Genomic DNA, 16,610 nt, shown 5'->3' with positions numbered 1-16,610 from the left:
ATCTGGAAATCATGTTTTTCACGACTTCTGCCGATCTTCTCGCGACCGTGCGCTATGTGTGCCGCTGGCTCGCGCTCTCGGCCCTGCTTGGCACGCTGGCCGGCACGGCTTCCGCCTTGTTCCTGATCGCGCTCGACTGGGCGACCGGCACGCGCGTCGCGCATCCGTGGCTGCTGTGGGGGCTGCCGGCCGCCGGTTTCGCAACCGGCTGGATCTACCATCGCTTCGGCCAGTCCGTCGCGCGCGGCAACAACCTGCTGATCGACGAGATCCACGACCCGAAGGCGCTGGTGCCGAAACGGATGGCGCCGCTCGTGCTCGTCGCGACCGTCGTCACGCACCTGTTCGGCGGCTCGGCCGGCCGCGAGGGCACGGCCGTGCAGATGGGCGGCGCGCTCGCCGATCGCATCACGCACGTGTTCCGTCTCGATCGAGAGCATCGCCGCGTGCTGCTGATGGGCGGCATCGCGGCCGGTTTCGCATCGGTGTTCGGCACGCCGCTCGCGGGCGCCGTGTTCGGGCTCGAAGTGCTCGCGATCGGGCGCGTGCGGTACGACGCGCTGCTGACCTGCGTTGCATCGGCGATCGTCGCGGACGTCGTCTGCCGCGCGTGGGGCGTGCATCACACGGCCTATGCGATTCCGTTCGTGCCGGCCGTGTCGGCGACGGGGCTGGCCGTGACGGTCGTCGCGGGCATCGCGTTCGGCGTGGTCGGGCGGCTGTTTGCGTTCGCGACGCACGCGCTGACCGCGTGGTTCAGGCGCGTCGTCCGCTATGCGCCGCTGCAGCCGGTGCTCGGCGGCCTGCTGGTCGCCGCGGCCGCCACCGCGCTGAACGTGCCGCAGTATCTCGGCCTCGGCATTCCGACGATCGAGGCGGCGTTTCATGGCCCGCTGCCGCTCTACGATTTCGCGGGCAAGTTCGCGTTTACCGTCGTCACGCTCGCGTCGGGGTTCAAGGGCGGCGAAGTGACGCCGCTGTTCTACATCGGCGCGACGCTCGGCAACGCGCTCGGGCAGGTGCTGGCGCTGCCGGTACCCGTGCTCGCGGGGCTCGGCTTCGTCGCGGTGTTCGCCGGTGCGGCCAATACGCCGATCGCGTCGACGATCATGGCGATCGAACTGTTCGGCGCGGATATCGGCGTGTATGCGATCGTCGCGTGTGTCGTCGCGTATCTGTTCTCGGGGCACGCGGGGATCTATCGCGCGCAGCGTGTGGCGGTGGGGAAGGGCGCGCGGGCGGACGCGGAGTGAGGCGGGCGCGGAAGGCAGGTTCGTCGCGGTTCCGCCGGGAACGCGACGCATGCGATGTCGGAGGGAGAGCGTGTCGTTGCGGGTACATCTGATCGGGCCGGGCGGCGCCGGCAAGACCACGGCCGGGGCGCTCGTCGCGGCGCGCCTGAACTGGCGGTTCGTCGATGTGGATCAATGCTTCCTCGCCACGCACGGGAACATCGCCGAGTTCATCCGGGATCGTGGCTATGCCGAGTACGCATCGCACAACGTCGGGCTGTACGAGCAACTCGAGCGCGACATGTCGGTGCCCACGATCTGCGCGGTTTCGTCCGGTTTCATGCTGTATCCGGACGATGTCGCGCCGACCTACCCGGCACTTCGCCGTGGGATCGAGGCGGACGGATTCACCGCGCTCCTGTTGCCGTCGTTCGACCTCGAACGCTGCGCGAAAGTGATCGTGGGCCGGCAAATGTCACGGCCGTATCTGAATGCGAACGAAGCCGACGAGATGCGCAAGATCCGCGATCGGTTCCCTGCGTTCATGCGCCTGAACTGCAAGCGGTTTGAGAGCGACGGACCACCCGAACAGGTGGCGGCCGACATCGAACGCTTCATCGTGGCGTCGATGCCGTCGCGGATCCGGTCGCGGGCGGGCGGCCAATCCCGGTGCTTCGGCGACTGACCTGAAACCCCCGGTCCGTTACTGCTTCGGCAGCCGCGCGACATGCCGCGCCAGCAGTTCCTCGATATCGATGCCTTTTTCCGCCAGCAATGCGGTGACGACGCCGTTCAGCTCGCCGAGCGTTTCCTTGACCGCTTCCCGGATCGTGTCGACGACCACCTGCGTGCTGCGCTCGATCTCGATGTTGACGGTGTCGTTGACACCCTTTGCATCAAAGGTCGTCGCGCGCCGCGTTTCGGGAATCAGCCAGACATCGAACCAGCCTTCTTCGCGGTTGACGTCGGACACCGTCAGGCTGCAGCCGTTGATCGCGATATAACCCTTTGCGAACACATACCGCTTGAACGCCTCCGGCACGCCGATGCGCACCATCCGGTTGTGTTCGGACATCGCGATGTGCCGGATGGTCCCGGTGAAGTCGACATGGCCGGACAGCGGATGCCCGCCGATTTCCGCGCCGTCCTTCGCGGCCCGCTCCACGTTGATGTGCGCGCCCGTCGCGAGATCGGCCAGCGTGGTGATCCGCAGGCTCGGCAGCATCACGTCGAAGTCGATCAGCTCCGGCGAATGGATGGTCGTCACCGTCAGGCAGACGCCGTCGACCGACACGCTGGCGCCGATCTCGATGTCGTCGGTAAACCGCTCCGGGAATTCGATGCTGAAGGTTCTCAGTTCCCCGTGATCGGCGATGGTCTTGATGGTGGCAACGCCCTGGACAATTCCTGTAAACATGGTCGATCCCTAGTCGCAAATTTCCTGGTCGACATGATAAGTGATCCGGGAAGCGGCGGCCTTGCGGCGCGTGGCGTCGGGGTGCCCGGCCCGATTCGCGGGCGCAAAAAAAGGCCGTGCACCTGGCACGGCCTCGATCCGGATCCGTTTATCGACGTGCGCCAGCGGTGATGACCGCACCGCCGGCGCGCGTTGCGACACGCTTGCGTCACACCTCGGCCGGCTCGCCCAGCGGCCCGGCAGCGTCGTCCGCCGTGCGCCGCGGCGAATCGGCGAGCCCCTTCGCGAGTTCCAGCGCCTGCCGCTCGAACAGCCGGCGATAGATGCCGCCGTCGATCCGGATCAGCGCGTCGTGGCTGCCTTCCTCGATCACCTTGCCGCGATCGAGCACCAGCAGCCGGTCGAGCGCGCGCACGGTCGACAGCCGGTGCGCGACCACGAGCGTCGTGCGGCCGACCATCAGCCGCTCCATCGCCTGCTGGATCAGCAGCTCGCTTTCGCTGTCGAGGCTCGACGTGGCTTCGTCGAGGATCAGGATCGGCGCATCGGCGAGGAACGCGCGCGCGATCGCGACCCGCTGGCGCTCGCCGCCCGACAGCTTGATCCCGCGCTCGCCGACGAGCGTGTCATAGCCGTCCGGCAGCGTCGCGATGAAGTCGTGCGCGCTGGCCAGCCGCGCGGCGCGCTCGATGTCGGCCCGGCTCGCGTCGGGGCGCGCATACGCGATGTTCTCCGCGAGCGTGCGGTGGAACAGCACGGGCTCCTGCTGGACGATCGCGATCTGGCTGCGCAGCGAATCCTGCCGCACCTGCGCGATGTCCTGGCCGTCGATCGTGATGCGGCCGCCCGACACGTCGTACAGGCGCTGGATCAGCTTGATGAACGACGTCTTGCCGGACCCCGAGTGGCCGACGAGGCCGACGCGCTCGCCCGGCGCGATCCGCATCGAGAAATCGTCGTACAGCGGCACCGGATGGTTGTCGTAGCGGAACGTCACGTGCTCGAAGCGGATCTCGCCTTGCCCGATCCGGATCGCCGGCGCGCCGGGACGATCGTCGATGCCGAGCGGCTGGCGTTCGAGCGCGACGAGTTCTTCCATGTCGTTCACCGAGCGCTGCAGGTTGCGGATGTGCATGCCGACGTCGCGCAGGTAGCCCTGCAGCATGAAGAACATCGTCAGCGCGAACGCGATGTCGCCGACGCTCGCCTCGTCGTTCGCCCACAGCCGCAGCGCGACGCCGATCATCGCGGCCTGCATCGCGACGAGCATCGCGCCCTGCAACCCGCCGTTGAACGTGCCGCGCACCCACGTGCGGCGCGTGCGTTGCCGCCACTTGCCGATCACGCGGGCGAGCCGCGCTTCCTCGCGGGTTTCCGCGCCGAACGCCTTGACGACCGCGTTGCAGCTCACGGCGTCGGCGAGCGCGCCGCCCATGCGCGTGTCCCACAGGTTGCCGAGCCGCGCGGCCGGCGCGACGATGCCGAGCGACACCGCCACCGTCACCGTGATGTACAGCAGCGAACCCGCGCCGACGACGAGCCCCATCACGGGCCAGTGCGTGCCGAGCAGCACGGTGGCGCCGACGAGCATCGTGACCGACGGCAGCAGCGCGATCAGCACGGTGTCGTTCAGCAGGTCGAGTGCCCAGATCCCGCGCGTGATCTTGCGCACGGTCGAGCCCGCGAAGCTGTTCGCGTGCCAGTCGGTCGAGAAGCGCTGCACGCGATGGAACGACGCGGCCGCGATCTCGCTCATCATCTTCAGCGTGAGCGTGATGATGTTCAGGTAGACGCCTTGCCGCAGTATCGTCGCGCCGAGCCCGAGCGCGGCGAGCGTGCCGAACGCGACGAGGGCCGCATGCCACGCGGCGGCGCGGTCGGTCAGGCCGGTCGACAGTGCGTCGACGAGGCGGCCGGCGAACAGCGGCGTGAGCACGTCGGCGAGGGCGGCGAGCAGCGCGAGGCTCGCGACCGTGGCGGTGCGGGCCGGCTGCTTGCGCCAGTAACGGAAGGTGAAGCCGAAGACGGCCTGGAATGCCTGGCCGCCCAGACGGGAGGTTTTTCTGGTCATTTATCGTTGCCCGGCGCATCGCGCGACGGGACTTTCCGGTTCGGAGAACATCGAAAACGCAACAGCCGGGCCGCGCGAAAATCGCGGGCGGAAAACGAAACGGGCTGTCGGGAAACGGCGCGGCTGACGGGTTAGCGGAAAACTCGGGAGCCGGCGCGGACGGCGGGCTGGATCAGCTGCGCCGTGGGACCACGTTCGGGAAGGTTGCTGGCATTCGGAACATCTGCACCTCCCCTGAAGTGAACGGTTGAAAGGACGCCGAAAAGACGTGAAAAGTTTCTATCAGCAGTGTCGGGCGCGCCGCAACGTCTGACGAATGCGGCGTTGCAGCGTCGATACGGTTAGTATTCAGGGTTTCGGCCCTTCTTTTGCGGCCTTTCCCCAGTGCGGCAGCGCAAGGGCCGGCACACGCATCGATTACACTTCAGCGTCTGCGGCGCACGCCGCCGCGGCCCTCGCAGATTCACCACGATACATTCCTGAGGAAACGATGAGCGACGTTCAGCAAGGCATCCTGACCCCGATCGATACGGCGGCCCGATACCTCACTTTCACGATGTCGAATGACGGCAATGTGGCGGCGGCGCTGGCCGCGCTGCGCGAGATCGTCGACGGACGCGACACGGTGGTCGGGTTCGGGCATGCGCTGGCGGCGCACCTCGGGCGCCCGGTGCCGGGCCTGACCGAATTCCCGGCGTTCGCGGTGAAGGACCGCACGCTGCCGGCGACGCCGGCCGACGTGTGGGTCTGGCTGCGCGGCGACGACCGAGGCGAGATCGTGCTGCGCGCGCGGGCGATCGAGCGCGCGCTGGCACCGGCGTTCGCGCTGCAGGATGCGGTCGATGGTTTCCGCTATTCGAACGACCGCGACCTGTCCGGCTACGAGGACGGCACCGAGAACCCGGAAGGCGACGACGCGGTGGCCGCGGCGATCGTGACGGGGCAGGGCGCGGGGCTGGACGGGGCAAGCTTCGTCGCGGTCCAGCAATGGCTGCACGACTTCGACCAGATGGAGCGCATTCCGTCGGGCGACATGGACAACATCATCGGGCGCCGCCGCTCGGACAACGAAGAGCTCGACGACGCACCCGAGTTCGCGCACGTGAAGCGCACCGCGCAGGAAAGCTTCGAGCCTGAGGCGTTCATGCTGCGCCGTTCGTCGCCGTGGTCGGACGCGCGTCGCGCGGGCCTCTACTTCGTCGCGTTCGGCTGCTCGTTCCGTGCGTTCGACGTGCAGATGCGCCGCATGAGCGGCGCGGATGACGGGATTGTCGACGGCCTGTTCCGCTTCACGCGGCCGCTGACGGGTGCGTATTTCTGGTGCCCGCCGCTGAAGGACGGCAAGCTCGACCTGTCCGCGCTGGGACTGTAAGCGCCTGACGGGTTCGACGAAACGGGGGGCCGCGCATCGTGCGCGGCCCCCCGTTTCTTTTTGCGCGGCGATCGTGCGCCGCGTGCTTTCGTGCGTTGCGTGTCAGTTCAACGTCGTATCGATCCGCGTGCCGCGCTTGATGAACTGCGTGACCGGCGTCTTCTCGCAGATTTCGGCGAGGCGCTGGCGTTGCGCTTCATCGAGCGGGCCGTCGAGCGTCACGACGCGGCGCACGTACTGCGTGCCGTCGCGATCGGCATGCAGCTCGGTGCGCACGTCGATGCGCGTGGCCGGCCACGTCTTGCGCTGCATGTACATGCGCAGCGTCGCGGCCGTGCATTGCGCGAGGCCGGCCAGCACGAATTCGTACGGCGCCGGCCCGCGATCCTGGCCGCCTTCGCGTGGCGCTTCGTCACCGGTCAGCGCGTGCGTGCCGGCCTGCAGCTGGACGACGTAGTCGGGCGCATCGGCGTCGAGGACGGCGGCGGCATGGATGAGCGACATGGCAAGTCTCCGGTCAGCAATAAGAAGGAAGCGGGCGCCGCGTGGCGGCGTGCAGCCGCCAGCATACCGTCCCGATCGTGACGACGCGCGCCGCGCGGCTACGCGTCGGCGGCGCCGGCGCTGCTGCGCACGAGCGCGGCGATACGTTCGCGCACCCACTGATGCGCGCGATCGGCGTCGCGCGACTCGTGCCAGTACGCGAGGAGCGGAAACGGCTTGAGCCGCAACGGCAGCGGCCGCACGACGATCGGCAGCAGCGCGGCCATCCGTAACGCATAGGTGTGCGGCAGCGTGACCAGCAGGTTGCCGGTCGCGGCGATCTGGCATGCGGCGAAATAGTGCTGGCAGGTGAGCCGGATATCGCGGAAGCGTCCGTCGTTGCCGAGCAGCACGTCGAGCGATTGCGGTGCGCCGAGCGACGACACCGCGACATGCTGCGCCGCGAAATAGTCGCCGCGCCGCAGCGGGTCGCGCGCAAGCGGATGATCGGCGCGCAGCGCGACGACGAGCGAATCGTCGAGCAGGTGTTCGGTGGCGATGCGCGGGCCGGTCGGCACGCGGCGATCGATGGCCAGATCGAGATGGCCCGATGCGAGTTCGCGCTCGATGTCGGCCACCGCGATGCGGCGGCTCACGAGCCGCAGGCCCGGCGCTTCGTCGGCGAACGCGGCGACGATCCGCGGCAGCGCGATCGATTCGAGCACGTCGCGAATGCCGACCGCGATGCTCAGGTCGAGCGTCGCCGGATCGAATGCCGACGGCGCGCGCGCGGTGCCTTGCAGGCCTTTCAGGTGCAACTGTACGTCCGCGATGATCGAACGCGTGCGCTCGGTTGCGACGACGCGGTTGCCCTGCCGCACGAACAGCGGATCGTCGAAGTGCGCGCGCAGCCGGTTGAGCGCATGCGTGACGGCCGGCTGCGTGAGGTGCAGCGCGCGGGCGGCCGCGCCGATGCCGCCGTGTACATAGACGGCGTCGAGCACGCGAAACAGGTTCAGGTCGAGACGGTGATCGGCGGGCACGGGCACGGGCGCGGGCGGCGTGGTGAAAGGTGGACCGATTCTAAAGGATGCGCAGGCAACGGATACGCGGGCTTTCCTGCTTGGCGACGGATGGCATTGGATAAGCGTCGTTATCGTTTGAGCCGATATTCGGTTGTGCATTTATCCGGATACCCGCCGCAATAAGTCGCAATGAAATGCGCCGATTGCGCCGCACACAATCGCAATAATTGACGATATCGGCCCGGGTAATTCCGCGCAGGCCTGCCTGTCACCCCTGACAGCCTGTAGTAATCCGCCATCATGCTGTCCACGTCGGCCATTTCGCGCCAAAGGCGCGACCCGTTCGGCTAAGATGCCGTCGCTTCATATTTCGGGATAGCCGTCCTGTCGCACGCATTCAAACCAAATATAAGCCTGACAGTTCGACGGTATTAGAAGAAGTCGAACAAGTCGGGGGCTTGGCCAGTGAATGCAGCAGATCAGAGATGGGTCGTTATCTATTTGAGTACGGGATTTTCGTTGGCCCAGGCCGCGCGTATTGGCGAGGCTTTCAACCTGGCGAATCGCCTGCACGCATACAGTGCTGACTACCAGCTGAAGTACGTGTCCGAAAGCGGAGGGCTGTTGCAGTCGTCCTCCGGCGTGAGCATCGCGGCCGATCCGCTCGGTGACGAGCACAGCCGCCGCGCGCTCGCGTTCTTTCATCTCCACGGTGACCGCGCGGCCATCAACTGGGACGACGCATTGCAGCGTCGCCTCACGGACATTCGCCGTCATGCGCGCTGGATCGTCGACGGGATGGACCTGCCCACGCTGGCGGCCATGCAGCGTCCGTCGGCGGCGATCGAAGGGCGGCCGGGCCGGGGCGGGCGACGGGTCGCCACGACGGTCGAGCTGGAGGCCGGCGAAGCCGATGTGTTCGCAGCCGTGCTCGACATGTTCCGCGTCGACCTCGGCGACGGCGCTGCGCAGGAGATCGCCAGCAACATGCTGCGGCCGGTCGAGCAACGCTACACGCAGTCGATGTGGGCCTTTCGCGAGCTGAGTGCGAGCCCGTCGATCCGGATGTCGGCGCAGCGGCTGCGCGCGCAGAGCGTGAACCGCATTTCGATCGCGAACGCCGCCCAGGCCGCCGCGATGAGCGAGCGCAATTTCCTGCGGCGCTTCAAGAAGGAGATCGGCGTGACGCCGACCGAGTTCGTCCAGCACGTGCGGCTCGAGCGCGCCTGCCACATGCTGGTCCACACGACGCTGCCGGCCGATAAAGTCGCGCGCCGCACCGGGTTCGGCAGCGGCGAGCGGCTCGCGAAGCTGTTTCGCCAGCGCATGCTGATGTCGCCGACCGAATTCCGCGTCAGCGAGCGCGAAAGGATCCTCACCCGTGGCGTGAGGCCGGCCGATGCGGGCGACGGGGCCAGCGACGGCACCGGGGAGCATTGCGCCGCGTGAGCGGCCACGCGGAAGAAAACCGGGCGGATACCCGTAGAATCGTCCTGTCGCGATCTCGATCCCCGGTTTCCATGTCCCTCCTCCCCACTACCGCCACCGCCCCGTTCTGCCCGTCGGAAGTAAAGGGCAGCATCACGATCGATGCCGGTGCGCCGCGCTGGCTGAAGCTCAAGCGCTTCTTCGGCCCCGGCCTGCTGGTCGCGATCGGCTACATGGATCCCGGTAACTGGGCGACCGACATCCAGGCCGGCTCGCAGTTCGGCTATTCGCTGCTGTGGGTCGTCGCGTTCTCGAGCCTCGCGGCGATCTTCCTGCAGATGCTCGCGGCGCGGCTCGGCCTCGTCGCCGGCAGGGACCTCGCGCAGGCCAGCTACGACCGCTACGGCCGGTTCGGCCGCATCGTGCAATGGGTGACCGCCGAAGTGTCGATCATCGCGTGCGACATCGCGGAAGTCCTCGGCTGCGCGCTCGCATTCAAGCTGCTGCTCGGCGTGCCGCTCGCGTGGGGGATCGTGCTGACCGCGCTCGACACGGTGATCGTGCTCGGCCTGCAGGGCAAGGGGTTCCGGCAGATCGAGGCGATCGTGCTCGCGCTGATCGCGACGATGGCGTTCTGCTTCGTCGCGCAGGTCGCGATCACGCCGCCCGACTGGCACGCGGTGGTCGGCGGGCTGGTGCCGGGCGATCCGGGCCACGACCGCAAGGACGCGATCGTGCTCGCGCTCGGCATCGTCGGCGCGACGATCATGCCGCACAACCTGTACCTGCATTCGTCGGTCGTGCAGACGCGGCGCGTGGTCGGCGGGGCGCGCGGGATGATCCGCGACACACTGGCGCTGGTGCGCATCGATACCTTCGTGTCGCTGTTCGTCGCGATGCTGGTCAACGCGGCGATCCTGGTTGTCGCGGGCGCGGCGTTCCACGCGACGGGCCAGCACAACGTGACCGACATCGAGCAGGCCTACAAGCTGATTACGCCGATCGCGGGCGGCGCGGCCGCGCTGCTGTTCGGCATCGCGCTGCTCGCGTCGGGGCAGAGCTCGACGCTGACCGGCACGATCGCCGGCCAGGTGATCATGGACGGCTTCCTGCATACGAAGATCCCGTGCTACCAGCGCCGGCTGATCACGCGCGGGCTCGCGCTCGTGCCGGCGCTGATCGGCGTGCTGTGGCTCGGCGACGGCTCGGTCGGGCAACTGCTGGTGTGGAGCCAGGTGCTGCTGAGCCTGCAGCTCCCGTTCGCGATGTGGCCGCTGATCCGCTCGGTCAGCGATCGCAACACGATGGGCGAGCACACGATCGGGCGCGGGATGCAAATCGCCGCGTGGGCGCTGTTCGCCGTCATCACCGGCACGAACCTGTTGCTGATTACCGGTGTCGCGGGCTGATACAGCCTGTCACAGGCTGACACAGTCGCGCGGCGCGCATGCGGTAAACTGCGGCCTTTCGATCGTCGTCCGAAGTCCGTTATGTGGAGTGAAATCAGCAACATCGGCGATGCCGCGCTGACCTTGCCGATCGCGCTGACGTGCGCGGCGTGGTTCGCGCTGTCCGACTGGCGCCTCGCCGTCCGCTGGGGCGTGCTGCTCGCCGCCGGCATGGGCCTCGTCGGCGCCACCAAGATTCTCTATGCCGGGTGCGGCATCGAGCTGCCGCAATTCGATTTCCGCGTGATCAGCGGCCATACGATGCTGTCGACGTCCGTGTGGACCGTCGCGCTGTCGATGCTGTGGCTGGCGTTCCGGCCGGGCAAGGCGCCCGGCATCGCGGCCGGGCTGGCCGTCGGCGCGGTCACCGCCGTCGCGCGCGTGTTCGATCATTCGCACACCGTTCCGGAAGTGATCGTCGGCTGGATGCTCGGCGCGCTGGTCGCGCTGCTGTTCCTGCGCGGCTACGACCGCGCACGGCAGCGCGCGTTCTCGCCGCGCGTCGCGGCCGTCTGCCTGCTGCTCGTGTCGGGCATCGCGTACGGGCATCGTGCGCCGTTCCAGCAGATGATCGATACCCACTCGCCGCAACTCTGCGCGTTCGTGCGCGCGCCGTCGGGCGACGGATTCTGACGATAACCGGTCGCGGCGCCCCGGCGCCGCTTTCTTGCCGCCGGCATTCTCCCGGCGGTTGCACGATTCCACACGGTTCATCTTCCCGATTGCTGTCGCGTCTGCGCGGAACGCAGCGCTCCGTCATTCCGTGAATCAACGAGCCGGCCGGTCTACACGACTCGCGGGAGCCGCCGGCCCGTGCATGCGCGCCGGCACACGAATGTCATGAACCATGTCTATGACCGGCCATAACGATTATTCATTTCATCGATTGGCGGCATTCGCGTACGCTGGCTGTCGTTCAACCGGGGCAGGCTGCCCGGCCCGTCCGGCACGCGTCAGGTTCCTCTCGATATACTCGTGGAAACCGTGCGGCGCCTCGCGTGATGTCGAGGCACGGTCAACCGGCCCGTGGCGGCCGGGGCAGGCACGGCAAACCCGTCGCGGCAGCGATCCGCGACGACGATTCACGATAGGAGCAGGTCACATGACAGTCGTTTCTTCGCGCCTTGCCGGCAAGTGCGCATACATCACGGGCGCCGCGGGCGGCCTCGGTCGCGCGATCGCGCGCCGGATGGTCGAGCAGGGCGCGCGCGTGTTCGTGACCGACATAGCCGACGCGGCGGTGCTCGACGCGTTCGCGCAGGAACTCAACGCGGGCCACGCCACGCCGGTCGCGTTCGCCGCGACGCAGGACGTGCGCGACGAAGCGCGCTGGCAGGCGCTGCTCGCGCAGGCGGTCGATGCGATGGGCGGGCTGTCGGTGCTCGTCAACAACGCGGGCGTCGGCTCGATCGGCTCGCCCGCGCAGATCGAGCTGGACGAATGGCGGCGCGTGATGGCGATCAACGTCGAGAGCATCGTGCTCGGCTGCAAGCATGCGCTGTCGTATCTGGCCGAAAGCCATCCCGCATCGATCATCAACATCTCGTCGGTCGCCGCGTTCAAGGTCGAGCCGGATTTCACCGCATACAACGCGTCGAAAGCGGCGGTCGCGTCGCTGACGAAGTCGGTCGCGATCGACTGCGCACGCCGCGAGATCGACGTGCGCTGCAACTCGATTCACCCGGCGTTCATCCGCACGGGGATCGTCGAGCCGCTGTTCCAGTCGATCGGCGAACGCGACGCGACGCGCAAGCTCGCGCGCGGCATTCCGCTGCGCCGGCTCGGCGACCCGGACGACGTCGCGCACGCGGCCGTGTATCTCGCGTCCGACGAGAGCCGCTTCGTGACAGCCGCCGAACTCGTGATCGACGGCGGCATGTGCGCGGTCTGACGCGCATCCCGAACTACAACGACTGGAGGAGAACATCGTGTCCACACCCGTGAACCGCCAACTGCTGCTGAAGACGCGCCCGGAAGGGCGGGTCGGCCGTGAACACTTTTCGCTCGTCGAGACGCCGGTACCGGCGCTCGCGGACGGCGAGGTGCTCGTGCGCGTGCTGTACCTGTCGATGGACCCGACCAACCGCGTGTGGATGAGCGACGTGCCGCAGTACCTGCCGCCTGTCGCGATCGGCGAGGTGATGCGCGCGCTCGGCATCGGGCGCGTGGTGGCGTCGCGCAATGCGGGGTTCGCGGAAGGCGATCTCGTGCAGGGGCTCGTCGGCTGGCAGGACTACGCGGTCGTGCCGGCCGACCAGGCCGCGCAGCTCGTGAAGCTGCCCGCGGCGTCGGGCCTGCCGCTGCCGACGCTGCTCGGCGCGTGCGGGATGAGCGGGCTGACCGCGTACTACGGGCTGACGGACATCACGCCGGTGCAGCCGGGCGAGACGCTCGTGGTATCGGCGGCGGCCGGCTCGGTCGGCTCGATCGCCGGGCAGATCGGCAAGATCCACGGCGCGCGCGTGGTCGGCATCGCGGGCGGCGCGGACAAGTGCCGCTACCTGACCGAGACGCTGGGTTTCGACGCGGCCGTCGATTACAAGGCCGACGATTTCCGTCAGCAGCTGAAGGCGGCGACGCCGGACGGCGTGCACGTGAATTTCGAAAACGTCGGCGGCGAGGTGATGCGCGCGGTGCTGTCGCGGATGGTGATCGGCGGGCGCGTCGCGTTGTGCGGTGTGATCTCGAACTACAACAGCGGGCGCGCGGCGGACGATGTCGGCGTGTTGATCTCGAAGCGGCTGACGATGCGCGGCTTCCTGATCCTCGACTATCGCAAGAGCCGCGAGGCCGTGCAGACGCTCGCGGGCTGGCTGCGCGATGGCCGCCTCAAGGCCGAGGAGACTGTTGCGGACGGTCTCGAGAACGCGCCCGACGTGCTGAATCGCCTGTTCGACGGCGACCATCGCGGCAAGCTCGTGCTGCGTGTCGATCCCGACGCGTGACCGGCCCGCGGTACGGCGTGCGATGCCGTTCGCACGCTGCCGCGAGCGCGTGTCGAACGCGGGGCGTTCGATCGATCGTGTCTTAGTTTCGGACTTGTCCCATATATTGTCCGGACGTCTCTCCCTAAAGTGATTGCCAGCAGACAGGCGGCGTGACCGACGCGTCACGCCGCCTTTTTTTCTGGTCACGCGGCAGAGGAGAGGGAACATGCGAAACGACGCGAAGCGGGCGGCATCGGTGGCGATGCGCAATCGAACGGTGTGGTGTGCCGGTGCCGTGCGGAAGATCGCAATCGGGCTTGGCGTGGTGTTCGCGATGTCGAATGCGGTGGCGGCCGGGCACGCCGCGTCAGGCGGTGTCGTGCGGTTCGCGGGTGCGCTCGTCGATCTCTACGACGTGACGCTCGACGCACGATCGGGCGTGGCGGTCGAAGGACGAGAGACGGCGCGCGGCGGGGCAGCGGCAACGCTGCGATTCGATGCGCATGGCCGGCGATTGCCGGGTGCCCATGTGGCGCTGGTCGGGCCCGACGGTGCGCCGTTCGCGCCGGAAGTCGCTTCGCGCGTGCGTGCAACGTGGCGCGATGCGCACGACGATCGAAGCGTGCCGCTGGTATCGGGTCGCACGTATCGCGTGGGTCCGTATGGCGGCGTGATGATGCTGGCGGCGGATGAAGAAACGGGCGCCGTGGCGCCCGTCGTGATTCGCATTCGTCATCCGTGACAGCGTGTGCCGGCGGGTGCGCGGCACGCGGCCACGCGATGCATCATTCGCCCTGTTCGGAGCGTGCGTAGATGTCCCAGCTCGCCATGAACAGCGCGGCGACCAGCGGTCCGATCACGAAGCCGGTGATGCCGAACAGCGCCATCCCGCCGAGCGTCGAGATCAGCACGACCCAGTCGGGCATCTTCGTGTCCTTGCCGACGAGGATCGGGCGCAGCAGGTTGTCGACGAGGCCGATCACGCCCACGCAGAACGCGACGAGGATCGCGCATTTCCAGAGCGCGCCGATCATCAGGAAATAGAGCGCGGCCGGCACCCACACGAGGCTCGCGCCGATCGCGGGCAGCAGCGACAGGAACGCCATCAGCGCGCCCCACAGCACGACGCCTTCGATCCCGAGGATCCAGAAGATCAGGCCGCCGAGCGCGCCCTGCACGAGCGCGACCGCGATGTTGCCCTTCACCGTCGCGCGCACGACCGTCGTGAATTTCGCCAGCAGCAGGTTCTTGTGCTCGTCGTCGAGCGGCAGCGCGCGGCGCACGCGGCGGCCGATCTCGCCGCCGTCGCGCAGCAGGAAGAACACCATGTACAGCATCACGCCGAAGCTCACGACGAACTGGAACGTGTTCTGGCCGATGCTGAGTGCCTGGGTTGCCGCGAGCTGGCTGATCTGCGCCGCGCCATCGGTCAGTTTCTTCTGGATGCCGGGCAGGTTGCTCAGCCCGTATTTCTGCAGCAGGTGCTGGATCGACGACGGCAGCGCGTGGATGATGTCCTGGAAGTATTGCGAATAGTTCGGCTGCGCGGTCTTGATTTCCTGGTACACGTACGCGATTTCCTGCACGAGCGTCGCGGCGACGAACACGAGCGGCAGGATCACGATCAGGACGATCAGCGACAGCGTCACGAGCGCGGCCAGGTTGCGCCGCTTGCCGAAGCGTGCAGCGAGCCAGCGCTGCACGGGCTGGAACAGGATCGCGAGAATGGTGCCCCAGAACACGGCTCCGGAAAACGGCGCGAGGATCCAGCAGAGTCCGACGGTGACCGCGGCCAGCAGGAAATAGAAGAATTTTTGGTGGTCGTGTCCGCTTTCCATGGATGACATTCGCGCAGATTGATGCGTGGTTTGATTGAATCTCGTTGCCCCGCGCACGATCGGTTCGCGATCGTCACGGGTTCGCGGCGAAATGCGCTGCGGGGCGGCCCGAAGCGGAGTATGCCCGCAAAGGTGCCGCCATCATAGCCGCTGCGGGTGGCGCATGCGAAAACGCCGCGGCCGAGGCCGCGGCGCTGCCGGGAAGCAAACGCGGCGCGGTGCCGCGTGCCGCATCGTCAGATATTGAGCTTCGTGACCTTGGTGCCGTTCACCGACAGGTCGCCCATCAGGCCCGCGTTGGTCAGGACCAGCACCTCGACCGGTGCGGTGGCCGTGTTGGAGTCGACCGCGCCGTTCGCGCCGACCTTCACGACCGCGACCGACGCGTCGGCACCTGCGGCCCAGCCTTCGGACTTGCGGAACGAGTCGAGCGCATCCTGCGTCATGAACAGGAACACGATGGCCTTCGACTGCGCGCCGGCCTGCAGGCCGACCGACAGCGACGACGTGTTGTAGTAGCCGACCGTGCTGCCGCCGACGCGCAGCGCGCCGTTGCCGGACTGGCCGCCCACGATGAAGCCGGCCTGCAGCACGTTCGGGAACACGAGCACGCCGCGCGATTTCGCGACGAGTTCACGCGAGCCCGGCACCGTCGAATAGAGGCGCGACAGCGTCGCGTTGACGCTGGCGTCGATCGACTGGCGCTTCGACGCGCTGGTCGACGCGTTCTCGGGTTTGTCGGGCGTGGTCGTGCAGCCGGCAAGCGCGAGGCTGCCGAGCAGGACGGCGGCGGCGGCTTTCATGGCAAAGGCTTTTTGCATGGCGTTTCTCCTTCGTTTGTCTGATTGAGGACGGACGGGGCGGGCGCGTGGTGGCCGGCTCCGTTCAACGGCGGGCAAGGAGCAGGCCCGCAACGAACGCGAGGCCGGCGACGACGCCGGCGGTTTGCCACGGGTTGTCTTGTACGACCTGCGACACGCGTTCGGCCGAATCGCGCAGCCGGGCGACCGCGCTGCCCGACGCATGGTCGAGCGTGCTGCGTGCTTCATCGAGCCGGGATTGCACGCGCTTGCGCAGCGCGGCGATATCGCCGTCGCCATCGTTTTTCAGCAGATCTTCCAGTTCGTCGACCAGCCCGCGCAGATCGTCGGTGACGTCGGCATGCAGGTCGCGGGCCGCCGAGCGCGTCGTGCGTCCCACGCGCCGGCCCGTGCGACGAATGTCGGACAGGCCGCGGTCCAGCTTGTGTTCGATCGAGTCGGTGAGCGCCATGGTGTTTATCCTCCTTCGATTCAAGGCAAATTTGAAGATAAGACGAATCCCAGCAACCTGTGTGATTCACTTGGCCCGATTTTGTTTCGAGACAAAT

Annotated in this window: 16 protein-coding genes; 9 read left to right on the top strand and 7 right to left on the bottom strand. The window is 67.6% G+C overall.

From position 1 onward, the window contains the following. Positions 1–11: 11 nt before the first annotated feature. Both BCEP18194_RS34240 and BCEP18194_RS34235 read left to right on the top strand, forming a co-directional pair. Entirely contained in the window at positions 12–1,253 is a 1,242-nt protein-coding gene (locus BCEP18194_RS34240; protein WP_011355895.1) for a voltage-gated chloride channel family protein, read from the top strand. Next, positions 1,213–1,917 (top strand): shikimate kinase, encoded by a 705-nt coding sequence (locus BCEP18194_RS34235; protein ID WP_244273003.1) that lies wholly within the window; start codon positions 1,213–1,215, stop codon positions 1,915–1,917. The genes BCEP18194_RS34240 and BCEP18194_RS34235 overlap by 41 nt, the downstream gene beginning before the upstream one ends. An 18-nt stretch (positions 1,918–1,935) precedes the next feature. Here BCEP18194_RS34235 and BCEP18194_RS34230 read toward each other — a convergent pair whose 3' ends face one another. Both BCEP18194_RS34230 and BCEP18194_RS34225 read right to left on the bottom strand, forming a co-directional pair. After that, the gene (locus tag BCEP18194_RS34230; protein ID WP_011355893.1) at positions 1,936–2,649 is read right to left on the bottom strand and encodes a riboflavin synthase; all 714 of its coding nucleotides are present in this window, start codon (positions 2,647–2,649) and stop codon (positions 1,936–1,938) included. A 208-nt stretch (positions 2,650–2,857) separates the two neighbouring features. Continuing rightward, the gene (locus BCEP18194_RS34225; RefSeq protein ID WP_011355892.1) at positions 2,858–4,720 is read right to left on the bottom strand and encodes an ABC transporter ATP-binding protein; all 1,863 of its coding nucleotides are present in this window, start codon (positions 4,718–4,720) and stop codon (positions 2,858–2,860) included. A gap of 490 nt (positions 4,721–5,210) precedes the next feature. Between BCEP18194_RS34225 and BCEP18194_RS34220 the strand changes: the two genes are divergently transcribed. After that, the gene (locus tag BCEP18194_RS34220; RefSeq protein WP_011355891.1) at positions 5,211–6,092 is read left to right on the top strand and encodes a Dyp-type peroxidase; all 882 of its coding nucleotides are present in this window, start codon (positions 5,211–5,213) and stop codon (positions 6,090–6,092) included. 102 nt (positions 6,093–6,194) lie between these two features. Here the strand turns inward: BCEP18194_RS34220 and BCEP18194_RS34215 are convergent, their stop codons facing one another. Both BCEP18194_RS34215 and BCEP18194_RS34210 read right to left on the bottom strand, forming a co-directional pair. Continuing rightward, positions 6,195–6,596, bottom strand: a complete 402-nt coding sequence (locus BCEP18194_RS34215) for an OsmC family protein (protein WP_011355890.1) — start codon at positions 6,594–6,596, stop codon at positions 6,195–6,197. Positions 6,597–6,694: 98 nt separating this feature from the next. Continuing rightward, positions 6,695–7,618 carry a LysR family transcriptional regulator gene (locus BCEP18194_RS34210; RefSeq protein ID WP_041493630.1) on the bottom strand — a complete coding sequence of 308 codons (924 nt, stop codon included), beginning with the start codon at positions 7,616–7,618 and terminating at the stop codon, positions 6,695–6,697. A gap of 501 nt (positions 7,619–8,119) precedes the next feature. Here BCEP18194_RS34210 and BCEP18194_RS34205 point away from each other — a divergent pair. The 6 genes from BCEP18194_RS34205 to BCEP18194_RS34180 all read left to right on the top strand — a co-directional run bounded on the left by BCEP18194_RS34205 (position 8,120) and on the right by BCEP18194_RS34180 (position 14,145). Further along, positions 8,120–9,049 carry a helix-turn-helix domain-containing protein gene (locus BCEP18194_RS34205; protein ID WP_011355888.1) on the top strand — a complete coding sequence of 310 codons (930 nt, stop codon included), beginning with the start codon at positions 8,120–8,122 and terminating at the stop codon, positions 9,047–9,049. Between the two features lie 71 nt (positions 9,050–9,120). Then, positions 9,121–10,437 carry an Nramp family divalent metal transporter gene (locus tag BCEP18194_RS34200; RefSeq protein WP_011355887.1) on the top strand — a complete coding sequence of 439 codons (1,317 nt, stop codon included), beginning with the start codon at positions 9,121–9,123 and terminating at the stop codon, positions 10,435–10,437. A gap of 81 nt (positions 10,438–10,518) precedes the next feature. Continuing rightward, the gene (locus BCEP18194_RS34195) at positions 10,519–11,109 is read left to right on the top strand and encodes a phosphatase PAP2 family protein (RefSeq protein WP_011355886.1); all 591 of its coding nucleotides are present in this window, start codon (positions 10,519–10,521) and stop codon (positions 11,107–11,109) included. A gap of 469 nt (positions 11,110–11,578) precedes the next feature. Next, complete coding sequence (locus BCEP18194_RS34190; RefSeq protein ID WP_011355885.1) at positions 11,579–12,367, top strand: SDR family oxidoreductase; 789 nt, start codon at positions 11,579–11,581, stop codon at positions 12,365–12,367. Positions 12,368–12,404: 37 nt separating this feature from the next. Continuing rightward, positions 12,405–13,421 (top strand): NADP-dependent oxidoreductase, encoded by a 1,017-nt coding sequence (locus tag BCEP18194_RS34185; protein WP_011355884.1) that lies wholly within the window; start codon positions 12,405–12,407, stop codon positions 13,419–13,421. A gap of 208 nt (positions 13,422–13,629) precedes the next feature. Next, on the top strand, positions 13,630–14,145 hold the full coding sequence (locus BCEP18194_RS34180) for a hypothetical protein (protein WP_011355883.1): 516 nt from the start codon (positions 13,630–13,632) through the stop codon (positions 14,143–14,145). Positions 14,146–14,188: 43 nt separating this feature from the next. Here the strand turns inward: BCEP18194_RS34180 and BCEP18194_RS34175 are convergent, their stop codons facing one another. The 3 genes from BCEP18194_RS34175 to BCEP18194_RS34165 form a co-directional block, all read right to left on the bottom strand. Continuing rightward, the gene (locus BCEP18194_RS34175; protein ID WP_041493358.1) at positions 14,189–15,241 is read right to left on the bottom strand and encodes an AI-2E family transporter; all 1,053 of its coding nucleotides are present in this window, start codon (positions 15,239–15,241) and stop codon (positions 14,189–14,191) included. Between the two features lie 236 nt (positions 15,242–15,477). Continuing rightward, positions 15,478–16,062, bottom strand: a complete 585-nt coding sequence (locus BCEP18194_RS34170) for a BPSL1445 family SYLF domain-containing lipoprotein (protein ID WP_011355881.1) — start codon at positions 16,060–16,062, stop codon at positions 15,478–15,480. A 64-nt stretch (positions 16,063–16,126) separates the two neighbouring features. Then, positions 16,127–16,513 carry a DUF883 family protein gene (locus BCEP18194_RS34165; protein WP_011355880.1) on the bottom strand — a complete coding sequence of 129 codons (387 nt, stop codon included), beginning with the start codon at positions 16,511–16,513 and terminating at the stop codon, positions 16,127–16,129. Between the last annotated feature and the right edge of the window lie 97 nt (positions 16,514–16,610).

It is taken from the genome of Burkholderia lata (genome assembly GCF_000012945.1).
GTDB classification, from domain to species: Bacteria; Pseudomonadota; Gammaproteobacteria; order Burkholderiales; family Burkholderiaceae; genus Burkholderia; species Burkholderia lata.
This window is presented reverse-complemented; position numbering and strand designations above follow the sequence as displayed.